General features: G+C 66.0%; 6 protein-coding genes. 2 read left to right on the top strand and 4 right to left on the bottom strand.

Annotated features, from left to right (window positions below; translation table 11 throughout):
• Positions 1-149 precede the first annotated feature (149 nt).
• Positions 150-1,082 (top strand): UDP-glucuronic acid decarboxylase family protein, encoded by a 933-nt coding sequence (locus ACYOEI_RS11015; protein WP_462849523.1) that lies wholly within the window; start codon positions 150-152, stop codon positions 1,080-1,082.
• Between the two features lie 201 nt (positions 1,083-1,283).
• Here ACYOEI_RS11015 and ACYOEI_RS11010 read toward each other — a convergent pair whose 3' ends face one another.
• The 3 genes from ACYOEI_RS11010 to ACYOEI_RS11000 all read right to left on the bottom strand — a co-directional run bounded on the left by ACYOEI_RS11010 (position 1,284) and on the right by ACYOEI_RS11000 (position 4,295).
• Positions 1,284-2,351: an NAD-dependent epimerase/dehydratase family protein gene (locus ACYOEI_RS11010; protein WP_462849522.1), complete on the bottom strand. Its 1,068-nt coding sequence runs from the start codon at positions 2,349-2,351 to the stop codon at positions 1,284-1,286.
• A 42-nt stretch (positions 2,352-2,393) separates the two neighbouring features.
• Positions 2,394-3,338: a ribonuclease H family protein gene (locus ACYOEI_RS11005; RefSeq protein WP_462849521.1), complete on the bottom strand. Its 945-nt coding sequence runs from the start codon at positions 3,336-3,338 to the stop codon at positions 2,394-2,396.
• A gap of 87 nt (positions 3,339-3,425) precedes the next feature.
• Positions 3,426-4,295 carry a ParA family protein gene (locus ACYOEI_RS11000; RefSeq protein WP_462849520.1) on the bottom strand — a complete coding sequence of 290 codons (870 nt, stop codon included), beginning with the start codon at positions 4,293-4,295 and terminating at the stop codon, positions 3,426-3,428.
• 531 nt (positions 4,296-4,826) lie between these two features.
• Between ACYOEI_RS11000 and ACYOEI_RS10995 the strand changes: the two genes are divergently transcribed.
• Positions 4,827-5,393 (top strand): hypothetical protein, encoded by a 567-nt coding sequence (locus tag ACYOEI_RS10995; protein WP_462849519.1) that lies wholly within the window; start codon positions 4,827-4,829, stop codon positions 5,391-5,393.
• 312 nt (positions 5,394-5,705) lie between these two features.
• Here ACYOEI_RS10995 and ACYOEI_RS10990 read toward each other — a convergent pair whose 3' ends face one another.
• Positions 5,706-11,792 carry an Ig-like domain repeat protein gene (locus ACYOEI_RS10990; RefSeq protein ID WP_462849518.1) on the bottom strand — a complete coding sequence of 2,029 codons (6,087 nt, stop codon included), beginning with the start codon at positions 11,790-11,792 and terminating at the stop codon, positions 5,706-5,708.
• Positions 11,793-12,390 lie beyond the last annotated feature (598 nt).

Below are 12,390 nucleotides of genomic sequence, written 5' to 3'. Positions count from 1 at the left end.
GGATCATCCCGGGTCGCGGCGCCGGGGGTCCCCTCGCAGTCTTTTTAAAGCATTTCCATTGGTGTTCACCCATCGTTTCCTCGAAGCTCACGCGGTGGTCCAGATTTCGGCCGCCGGGCCGGCATATTTAGGAAGGTAGAGCCTTTGCGATGAGAACGGTCGTCACTGGCGGTGCGGGGTTCGTAGGGTCGCACCTCTGCGAGCGACTCCTGGCCGAGGGCCACGAGGTCCTCTGCGTCGATAACCTCCTGACGGGACATCGTCGCAACATCGTCCACCTGCTCAACGACGCGAGGTTCCGGTTCCTCGAGCACAACATCTCGGAACCGCTCCACATCGACGGCCCGGTGGACAACATCCTCCATTTCGCCAGCCCGGCCAGCCCGGCCGACTACCTGGCGCACCCGATCCCGACCCTCAAGGTCGGCTCGCTGGGCACCCACAACGCCCTCGGCCTCGCCAAGGCGAAGGACGCGCGGCTGCTCCTGGCGAGCACGTCGGAGATCTACGGCGACCCCGAAGTCCATCCCCAGCGCGAAGACTACTGGGGCCACGTCAACCCGATCGGTCCCCGAGGCTGCTACGACGAGGCCAAGCGGTTCGCCGAGGCCATCTGCATGGCCTACCACCGATACCACGGCGTGAAGACCCGAATCGTCCGGATCTTCAACACGTATGGACCCCGGATGCGCCTCAACGACGGCCGTGTCCTCCCCGCGTTCATGGGCCAGGTCCTCCGCGGCGAGTCGATCACCGTCTTCGGTAAGGGCGACCAAACCCGCAGCTTCTGCTACGTGACCGACCTGGTCGACGGGATCTATCGCCTGCTCCTCTCCGACACCTCCGACCCGGTCAACATCGGCAACCCCTCCGAGATCACCGTCCTCGAGCTCGCCCTCGAGATCATCGCGATGGTCCCCGAGACCAAGAGCACGATCATCTACAAGGACCTCCCCCAGGACGACCCCAAGCGGCGCCGGCCCGATATCACCCGCGCCCAGTCAATCCTCGGCTGGAACCCCACCGTCGATCGCGCCGACGGACTCCGACGGACCCTGGAATACTTCCGAACGGTGCTTTGATTCCCATCGAAGCCCGGCAACGATCTCTCACAAGCCCGAGGCGCAAGCGAGTGAATCCTCCCACGGTCGGTTTCGGGAAGATTCACTCGCTAGCGTTTCGGGCTTGTATTGTATATATGTGTTTGTATGATGAGTTTTGGCGATGTTATGTTGTTGTGACTAAAGTCTGATCGCATTTTTGTGATTTGTCGGCGACTGAGGTCAAGTCGAAGCCAGGCCGAAGACCTCGTCGGGATGCCTGAGCCCTCGCAGCCAGGGGGCGCGGCCGGCGCGTCGGGAGTCGTCGAGGGCGTCGAAAATCGACTGGGCCGGGTGGGGATGGCCCAGCCCGAACGTGGCATCGGCAAGGGCACCGCTGACGTGGAGCTGGAGAAACCCGCCCGCGACCGAGGCGGCAGAGAGCTCGGTGGTACGTCGACCTCGGAGGCGGCCGCCTAGCGTACCTAGCTTTTCGAGGGGGCCCTGGAGGCCATCCGGGATCACCAGGGACTTCCAAGGTTTGCCCGCGATCGCCGCGACGAGGGCCGCCATCTCGAGATAGCTCAGGTAGGGCCCGGCGACGACGAACCGTTTGCCGGACTCGGCCAGTTCCATCGCCCCAACATGGGCCCTGGCGACGACTTGAGCGTCGACGATCGGGATGCCTCCCCTCGGCAGCACGACCAAGGGATAGCGAGACATCTCCAGCAGGACCCGCGTCGAGGTCGGGCGGACGTCGCGAGGTCCCACGACCAGGCCCGGGCACAGGACCACGGTCCGAAAACCCGGCGCGTCCCGCTCGAGCACGATCCGTTCGGCCTCGCGCTTCGAGTCGCAGTACGGGGAGCGGATCGGGTCGAGGTTCCACGGCGAGGACTCATCCGCCGGCGCCTCGCTCGTCCCGGCGGCGACCGTCCAAAGCGTGGACGTATAAACGAATCGTTCGACACCGACTTCGATCGCCCGATCGAGGAGGGCTCGAGTGGCCTCGACGTTGACCGCGTGACCCATCCCCGAAGGGTCCGGCCCGAGGCTCACCCACCCCGCCGTGTGGATGACCCCGCGCATCCCGGCCAACGCCTGATCGCGATCCCTGGCTTCGCGCAAGTCGCCGATGACCCATTCGATCGGAGGGTCGCCCGCGGCCGTTTTGGGAGGACGACGGGTCAGTCCTCGGACTATGTAGCCCTCGGCGGCCAAGGTCCGCGCAACGTGACCCCCTACGAAGCCTCCGGCCCCCGTGACGAGGACCCGAAAGTCGCGGGGCAGGGCGTTCGAAGAACTCGGCATGGTGCGTCCGATCGGGGGTTCGGGGGAGAGGCCGCCCTGCGTCTATTTGTTTCGCCACCAGTGGATCGGGTCGAACCCCATCGCGAGGCATTCGGGCTCGATCGCCTTGCGGAACCGGGTCGCGTCGACCGGATAACCGGCCGTGGGGCGGAGACCTGGAATCTTCGCAACCCAGTAGGCGTTGAAGACGTCCATCCACGCTTCTCGGACGGCCTTGCTTACGATGGATGCGAGCGCCACCAGCCCGTCTTCGGCGTCGGCACGAGGGACCAGGCTCAGTTCGAGGCGACGGGCGCCCGCTCGGATCGTGTAGCGGCTCAGCTCGGGACCCTCGGGTCCGCGGTCGATCCAGGCGTCGGGGAAGAGGCCAAGGAGCAGGTCGAGGTAGAAATGCCGGCCGCCGTGCTTGTCGCCCCGCACGTGGGTCGTGACACCGTCCGGAGTTCCTTCCCAAAGCGGGCGGAGCAGTCGGGAGAACGCGTCGAAATGGACCGTTGCTTTCGATCCCGATCCGGCCAGCCTGGCATTGAAGGCCGACGGTCCCACCACCACCGTGCGGATCTCGGCGATCCGCCAGGGAGCCGCGTCGAATGCCCGCAACGCCTGGATCTGGGGGACAAGTTCGTGGGTCTGGGGCAGGGGCCAGGGAGTCGGCTCGTCGTCGAGCCACGGGGCGATTTCGACGTCGTCGGGCGTGCCGGCCCCCAGCGCTTCAAACAACTCGAGGAGCGTACTGGGTGATCCTTGCCCCGACGCGGCGATCGCGGCCAGGCAGGCCGCTTCCAGGCGGTCTCGGCCGCGTCGGGCCTTCAGGATGGCCTTGGAATCATCGACCCAGAGCCGGTCGGTCGCCCCGCCTGCGCGACAAACGGTCGCCTCGAGGTCGGACCAAATGTCGGGCTCCGGCCCCTCGGCGACCACGGCCGTCATGACGAGCGGGCCGAGGTTCGGCCCGTACCCCGCCTCGTCGATCCCCACCCATCGCATCAGGCGGCGCCTTCCCGGTCACCTCTCGGGCGAGGCGTTCTCGCCCCGCCCTTGGGATGGTGCCGGCCTACGATTGGCCGGACCTCGTCAGGATTGTACCACCGCTGCGGCGACTTCCTCATGGGCCGAATCCTGACGGGTATCGGCGGGGAGCCAGAGCGGGGCGGGCTCGCGGCCCTGGACTTCGCCGGCGAGCGAGGCGTAGTCTTCGGCCCCTCGGCTGCTCGGAGCATACTGGAAGATCGACTGTCCGAAGCTCGGGCACTCCGCGAGCCGAATGTTGCGCCGGATTCGGGTCCGGAACAGGAGGGCGTCGGACCAGGGCGTCGAGCCGGTCCGCTGCTTGCCGTCGAAGAACTTGTCGAGGTCTTCGATGACTTCGCCGCCGAGGCGCGTCCCGGCGTCGTACAGGCAGAGCAGGACCCCGAGGACTCGGAGGTCGCGGTTCACTCGCTTGGCCACCAGGTTGATCGTCTCGAGCAGCTTCGAGAGCCCGTGCAGGGCCAGGAAGTGGGCCTGGAGGGGGATCAGGACTTCCTTCGCCGCGCACAGGGCGTTCAGCGTCAGGATGCTGAGCGACGGGGGGCAGTCCATCAGAATGTAGTCGAACTTGACGGGGTCGGCCTCGAGCTGGTCGCGGAGGATCACCTCGCGGCCGACCGTCCCGATCAACTCGAGCTCAGCCCCGGCCAGGTCGATGTGGCTGCCGCAGATGTACAGGTTGGGCGCGACTTCGCGGCGAACCTGTTCCAGGGGCATGTTTTGCGTCAGAACCTCGTAGAGCGAGGGGCCCGACCGGCCCGGAAGCAGCCCGAGGTGGAGCGTCGCATGCGCCTGGGGGTCGAGGTCAAGGACGAGCGTCTTGTGGCCTTCGGCCGCCAGGGCGGCGGCGAGGTTGACGGTCGAGGTCGTCTTGCCCACCCCGCCTTTCTGATTCAGCACGGCGATCCGTCGCATCGTCGAAATCCTCTCTCCTTGAGGGCCGATCCCGGATGATTCTCTCCGGGAGCCGGGGTCACGCGCAGCGTGCCCCGGGATCCTCGCCGCGTCATCTACAGAGACAGGCGTGCAGGCTTTGTCAACCAACCGACCGCCTGAAGGCGACTCGGGAACTTGGCCGGGAGTCTTGGGCGTCCCGATCTCGTTCCCGAAGTATCATCGGCAAACTCGCCTTCGCCCCTCGGTCGTCCCCGGGGCGTTGGCAGCTCTTGCCCGCGTATCGTTGATGAACTTCGGTCGCGGAAGGCCGGCTCCTCAAGGGAATCTCTCCCGGATTGGCGACTCCGCGGAGGAGCTCCGGAGATGAACCCGAAGGTGGTGATCGGATCCCCTTGGACAGATGGCCACGGGCCCGGGAGGTCTTCGGCTCGCGAGGAGGTTGGCATGAATCTTGCGACTTATTCTCCATCAATTCTCAAGGTTCCGACGTCGTCCCGGACGACCTCGGCCGTGGATCTCGACATCTTTGTTGTGGAAGGAGATCGACAGATGGGGACCGTCATGGGGTTATTCGAGTCTCGAGACGTGGCGAAGCACGCCATCGATGAGTTGTGTCGCGCCGGATTCCGAGAGGCGGACATGAGCCTGTTGCTGCGCGGGCACAACGAGAGGCTGGGCGTCGAATCGCAGGACACGGGCGTGGTGGCGGAGTCGGACTCGAGTTACGGCGGAGCCCTCGGCGCCGTCAGTGGGGGGTTGGTTGGCGGTCTAGCCGGTCTCGCGCTCGCGTTCTCCGCGTTCGCGATCCCGGGGGTCGGCCCGATCCTGGTGGCCGGCCCCTTGGCGGCGATCGTCGGCGGGGGGGCCGCAGGAATGCTCACGGGAGGCGTCGTCGGCTCGCTGATCGACCTGGGGGCCTCTGAGGAAGACGCTCACACCTACCAGGCCGGGCTCGAGCGAGGCGGAGTGCTCCTCATGATCGACACCCCCGACGGCCGCGAGGCCGAGGCGAACACGATCCTCGAACGTTGCGGCATGCGGGGACTCGACAACCATCGTAGCCGTTGGGAGGCCGATCCCGACTATCGTTACGAAGACGCCAGCACTTACGTCTGATGGCCGCTGCTCGCCGCGTGCCCTGGCACGCGGCGGGGCAAGTCTGAGGGGCCGAAGTCGATCCGCAGATATTCGCAGATGGAATCAATTTGTTGTTGATAAGTTCGGCGTCATCGAATGCGTTTGGAGTGTGATTCTACTGTGCTGTTTATGGTAAATTGTATAAGTGTTTTGTTTTTGTTTGAATTCGTGGTTTGTGACTATGGTTAGTCATTAATTTCGTGCCGGGAATAGCCGCGGGCCACCGAACCGGATCCTTCGAGATCCGGACGGTGGCCCGCCGCGTTGAGGGACTTCGAGCAGGATCAGAGATTAGGAAACGGAGACGGAGACGGAGTTCGACGAGCCTCCCTGGTAATTCGAGGTCCCGATGAAGATCGCCACGATGTTGTGGACCCCGTAGGTGAGGCTCGACGTCGCGAACGTCGCCGTGCCGTTGCTGAGGGCCACCGTAGCCAGGAGGGTCGATCCGTCGAGGAAGATGATGGTGCCCGTGGGGACGGCACCGGTGGCGAGGTTGGACACCGTCGCCGAGAACTTGGCAGCCTGCCCGACGCTGATCGACGAGGACGTCAAGAGCGTGAGCACGTTCGACGTCGCCAGGGCATTGATCGTGACTGCGGTGCCGGCCGAGGTGCTGGCCCCGAAGCCCGACGAGCCGACGAACTGGGCGGTGATCGTGCCACCGCCGATCGGCAGCGAGGACGTGGAGAAGGTGGCCACGCCGTCGATCAGGGTCGCGGATCCCAGCCAGACGTTGCCGTTCAGATAGAACGCCACGCTGCCGGTCGGGGTCGCCGAAGTCGTGCTGTTCGCGACGGTGGCCGTGAAGATCACCGTCTGTCCGGACGGGGTTGGCGTCGAGGTCGACGAGGCCAGGCTCGTGGTGGTCGAAACCTGAGTCACCGACTGGGCGAAGGGTGCCGAGGTGCTCTGGGCGAACTTGGAAGTCCCCAGATATTGAGCCGTGATGTTGCTGTTGCCCACCGGCAACAAGGCGGTGGCGAAGCTCGCCACGCCGTTGATGAGGTCGCTGTAACCCAGGAACGTGGTACCGTTGAGATAGAAGCCCACGGTACCGGTGGGGATGGGGGCCCCGTCGAGGTTGTTGACCGTGGCGGTATAGGTCACCCCCTGGCCGAAGGCGACCGGGCCGGACGGAGCCGAGGTGATCGTCGTGCTCGTCGTCGCCACGCTCGAAGGAGTACCCGAACCCGGCGTCGAGGGCCCGTTGACGACCTGCGCGAAGGGCGAGGACGTGCTCGCGATGAGTCTGTTGGTCCCGAGGTACTGGGCGGTGATCAACACGGTGCCGATCGGCAGGTTGGTCGTCGTGTAGGTTGCCACCCCGTTGACCAGCGTCCCGAAGCCGAGCAGGGTCGTCGAGTTGGAGAAGAACGCAACGTAGCCCGTCGGCACGATCGAATTCGTCACGTTGGCGACGGTGGCCGTGAAGGTCACCGACTGGCCCGCGATGAATCCGGAGGGGGACGACGAGGTGATCGTCGTGCTGGTCGTCGCCGAGTTGACCGTCTTCGAGAGCGGGGCGGAGGTGCTGGCCAGCAGGTTCCCCGTCCCGAGATACTGCGCGGTGATCGCGTTGTTCCCGACCGCCAACGCCGAGGTGGTGAAGGTCGCGTCGCCTTGACTCAGGTAGGCGAAGCCGAGCGGCGTGCTGCCGCTGTAGAACAGGACGTAGCCGTTCGGCGTCGCCGCGGCGCTGGAGGACGTGACGTGGGCGGTGAAGCTCACCGTTTGACCGGCGGCGAGGACACCGGAGGGAGTTCCGGTGATCGTCGTGGTGGTCGAGACGGCGTTCACGGCCTGGGAGACCGCTGCCGAGGTGCTCGACGTGAACTGCGGGGTGTCGAGATACGTGGCGGTGATGGCGTTCGTGCCGACCGACAGCAGCGTGGTCGTGAAGCTTGCCTCCCCTCCGCTCAGGCTGCCGAAGCCGAGGAACGTGGTGCCGTTGAGGTAGAACGCCACCGAGCCGGTCGGCGTCCCGACGGACGCGGCGACGGTCGCCGTGAAGGTGACGGAGTCGCCGGCGCCGACGGCCCCGGGGGCCGACGAAGAGAGGGTCGTCGTCGTGGCCTTCGCGACGACCGGTGATCCCGAGGGTGTGCCGGTGATGAGCTGCGAGAGCGGGGACGAGTCGCTCGCCGCATAGCTACTGGTCCCGAGGTAATGCGCGGTGATCGAGGTGGTGCCGACCGGCAGCGTCGTCGTCGCGAGAGTGGCGACCCCGTTGGCCACGCCGGCGTAGCCGATCACCACGTTGGTGTTGGTGTAGGTGAAGAGGACATACCCCTTCGCCACGCCCGATCCGCCGGACAACACGGTCGCCGTGAGCTTCACCGTCTGGCCCTGGGCGACCCCACTGGGAGCCGATGTCGCGAGGGTGGTCGTCGTGGTGGCCGTATTGATCTGCTGGGCCAGCGGCGAGGAGGTGCTGGCGGCGAAGGTGCTCGACCCGAGTGAGATCGCCGTGATCGTGTTCGCCCCCGCGGGCAGGCCCGTGGTGGTGAACGTGGCCACGCCATTGACGGGGCCGGCGACGCCGAGATAGGTCGTCCCGTTGAGGTAGAAGGCGACACCCGCGGTCGGGCTCCCGAGGCCCGAGGGACCGCTGACCGTCGCCGTGAACGTCACCGCCTGGCCTGCCGCGGCCCCGCCGGGGGCGGAACTCGTGACCGTCGTGGTGGTCGGGGCGAGATTGACCGACTGGCCAACCGTCGCGGACGTGCTGGCGGCGAAGTTACCGGCCCCCAGATACTGGGCGTAGACCGTGCTGTTGCCCACCGGCAGGTTGCCGATGGTGATCGACGTCGAGCCGTTGGCCAGCTTGTTGTAGCCGAGGAGCGTCGGATTCGCCCCGCTGAGATAGAAGAGGACGACGCCCGTGGGGGTGGCGGGGCCCGCGAGGTTGCTCACGCTGGCCGAGAGGGTGACCGACTGTCCCGCGTTGACCGGAAGAAGGGCGGACGAGCTGAGGGTCGTGCTCGTCGCGACCGAGGACGTCGGATTGGTCGGGGACGAGGCGCTCGTGACCACGACCGAATTCGCGGTCGACGTGCTCGTGGCGAACTCGCTGGTCCCGAGGTACTTCGCCGTGATCGAGAGCGTCCCGACCGGAAGGCTCGAGGTCGTGAAGGAGGCCACACCGTTGACCAGGCCACCGACTCCCAGCAACGTGCTGGTGCCGAGGTAGAAGCCGACGGGGCCGATCGGATAGGACGACATGTCGAGGTTCGCGACGGTCGCGGTGAGAGTGACCGCCTGATTCGCCGCGACCGGAGCCGAGGCCGACGTCGTGAGCGTCGTGCTGGTGGCCGCCAGGGTGACCGACATGGAGAGCCCAGACGACTGGCTGGGGGCATACCCGCTGCTGCCGATGAAGTTGGCGACGACGGGGGCGGTCCCCGCCGGCAGGCTCGACGTCGAGAAGCTCGCGATCCCGTTGATGGTGACGGCCGACCCCAGATAGGTGGAGCCGCTGTAGAAGGCCACCGTGCCGCTCGGGGTCGTCGTCCCGCTGCTATTGCCGACCGTGGCGGTGAAGCTGACGGCCTGTCCCACCTTGACCGAGGTCGACCCGGTCGTCGCGATCGCCGTCGTCGTCGCCGCCTGGGTGACCTGGAGGTTCGAGGCACTCGACGTGCTGGCGGCGGAGACGTTGGCGGTCCCCAGATATTGGGCGGTGATCGAGTCGTTGCCGAGCGGCAGCGTCGAGGTGGTGTATGTGGCCACCCCGTCGACCATGGCCCCGAAGCCGATGACGGTCGAATTCAGCAGGAAGGACACGAACCCTGTCGGGGTCGTGGGGCTGCCGATCCCGGTGACGGTCGCGATCAACGTCACCGGAGTCCCGACCAGCGTGGGGTTCGCGTTGAAGGCCAGGGTCGTCGTGGTCGCCTGCAGGACCTGGACCGGCAGGTAAGTGGTGTCGCTGCCGACGTAGGAGGTGTCGCCGACGTAGACGGCCTTCACGTTGGTCGTCCCCACCGGCAGCGTGGACGTGGTGAAGGTAGCCTGGTCGTTGCCCACAGCGCCGTTGAGCGAGCCGCTACCGAGCAGGTTGTTGCTGAGGTCGTAGAAATTGACGGTGCCGGACGGGGTGCCCGAACCCATGTACTGGGCGACGGTGGCGGTGAAGGTCACCGACTGCCCGAAGACGAGCGGGTTCGCGGGCGACGCGGTCACCGACGTCGTCGAGGCCGCCTTGACGGTGAACGGGATGGAGAGCAGGGGGGCGCCGCCCAACGACGCCGTCACCACGTACGAGCCGACATTGGGGCCGGCCGTGAAGGTTGGTGCCGTCGCCAGGCCACTCGGGCCGCTGGTCCCGGTGGCCGTCGTGGCGCTGCCGGGGAATGTCCCGTTCGAGCCATCGGGGGAAGGTGCCGTGAAAGTGACCGCCACGCCCGGCTGGATCACGACGTTCCCGTAGGCATCCAGGAGCTGGACGGTGAAGTTGGTCAGCGGGTGACCCGCGAGCGCCACTTGCGAGCCGCCCTGGACGAGGGATAGGGCCGCCGCGGCGCCGGGGGAGTTCGTCAGGCTAATCGACAGGGGGCTGACGGAACCGGTGGTCACGATGATGGAGTAACCGCCGGCGATCGTGTTGGCGAGGAACGCCGGCGCCGTGGCGATCCCGCTCGCGTTGGTGACGACCGTCACGCTGCTGAGCCCGCCCGTGAACAGCCCGCTCGCCCCGGAGCCCGGGGCCGTGAAGGTGACGGAGGCCCCTTGCACGAGGAAGCCGCCCGAGTTCTTGACCGCGACCGACATGAGGGTGGCGAAGGACGTGCCCACCGTGGTCGTCTGACTGTTCCCGGTGGAGATGGTCGCCGAAGCCGGCGAATTGGTGTTGAGGATCGTGCCCGTCGCCACGCCGTTGGAGACGGAGACCGGGGTCGTGGTGTTCAGGAGGACCGAGTCGGTGTGGCTCTTCGTGTCGTAGTTCGCGGTGACGATGTCGAGCCGGCCGTCGCCGTTGAGGTCGCCGACGGCCACGCCTCGGGGGCTCCCGCCGGTGGGGAAGGTGTGGGAGGGCGTGAGCGCGAAGCTGGTCGCCGCGGTCCCCGAGCGGGCGTTGAGGACGACCGTGGCCGAGGAACTCGTGTAGTTCGACACGACGATGTCGGGAAGGCCGTCGCCGTTGACGTCGCCCAACGCCACCGAGATCGGGTTGGCGCCGGCGTTCGCACCGAGCTGAGCGGCGAGGCTGAAGGCGGTGGCCGCGGTGCCGGTCGTCGTGTTCACCAGCACCGAGACGCTATTCGTGCCGTTATTGGAGCCGTTGTTGGCGGTGACGATGTCGAGGAGCCCGTCGCCGGTGACGTCGCCGAGCGCGACGGCCTTCGGGGAGCTGCCCACGCCGAAGGTCCGCTGAGCGGCGAGGCTGAAGGCGGTGGCGGCCGTGCTCGGGCTCGAATTCAGGAGCACCGAGACCGTGTTGGTGGACGAGTTGGACGTGACAATATCGGCGAGTCCGTCGTTATTGACGTCGCCGATCGCGACGCCGCTGGGGGAGCCTCCGACGCCGAAGGTCCGCTGCGCGGCGAGGCTGAAGGCGGTGGCGGCCGTGCCGGTGCTCGTGTTCAGGAGCACCGAGGCGGTATTGCTGGACGCGTTCGAGGTGACGATGTCGACGAGTCCGTCGCCGTTGACGTCACCGATCGCAACGCCGCTGGGGGAGCCTCCGACGCCGAAGGTCCGCTGCGCGGCGAGGCTGAAGGCGGTGGCGGCCGTGCCGGTGCTGGTGTTCAAGAGCACCGAGACGGTATTCGCGCCACTGTTCGCGGTGACGATGTCGGGGAGCCCGTCACCGTTGACGTCGCCGACCTTGACCGAGCTGGGGTTGCTCCCCACGCTGAAGGTCATCTGCGAGGCCAGGCTGAAGACGGTGCCGACGCTCGTGTTGAGGAGGACCGAGACCCGGCCGCCGCTGCCGTAGCTGGCGTTGACGATGTCGGGGAGCCCGTCGCCGTTGACGTCGACCACCGTCGCCGACGTGGGGAAGCCGGAGACGGCGAAGTCCTGGTTTCCGGCGATCGTGATGTCGGGCTGGATCGCGAGGGTGAAGGTCGTGTCCGCCTTGAAGACGGTGCTCCCGATGACGGGCACCGACACCGTCGCCGAGGTCTGGTTGGCCGCGAAGTTGACCGATCCGGAGGTCGTGACGTAATCGACGCCCGCGACCGCAGTCCCGTTCTGCGTTTGATAGTGGACCGACAGCGCGGGGGCGGTGTCGCCGGACCGGCTGATCACGAAGACCATGTTGCTGGTCCCCGTGCTCCCCTCGGGAAACGGGGCGGGGTTGCTGATCGACAGGATCGGGAGGGCCGCGAGCAGAGTCCGCTCTTCGAGGTATTCCAACCGCACTCGCTTCACGGACGCCGTCCGATGAGGCCGACGGGCAGAAACTCGCGACGAATGACTTGCCCCGGAGGTGGAGAGCTTCGGGCGTGGCATGTTTCGTTGTACCTCAACAGGATGGAAGGACTCGTACCCTATGAGAAACCCGTCAGGGAGTCGGACTGTAACGAATGTTGTCCGTGATTTTCTTTCGAAGTAACGAAACGGGTCTTCGAAAAGTTTAAGTGTCCTGCATGAACAGAATTACCCATTGTTCCGGTTGAGTCTTGCCGCGACAGTAAAACCAAATCGAACAAGACAAATCAAGAAGAATTATAAAACAACAATTTCGAAGTCGCAAAAAGTTATCATTGCACTAACTTACATCAAACTCGATCGAAGTGATCCGTTTTCAAGGCGCACGATTCCACCTTGGTCACTTCGCGATTTCTCGACGCGAAATGCCGTCGCGGGTCCCCGATCGGAACGCGGAGGTATGGGGCCTCGATCGATCTATGACTCTAGCGTAGGTCGCGTGGAAATAACGGCGGCGAAGATTTTGGGCGAGGCCGATCGATGTCGACCCGATTCGGCGTCAACGGCTCATGATGATCCGTCACTCCTCCTCATCATT

The organism is Singulisphaera rosea, from assembly GCF_054877945.1.
This window is presented reverse-complemented; position numbering and strand designations above follow the sequence as displayed.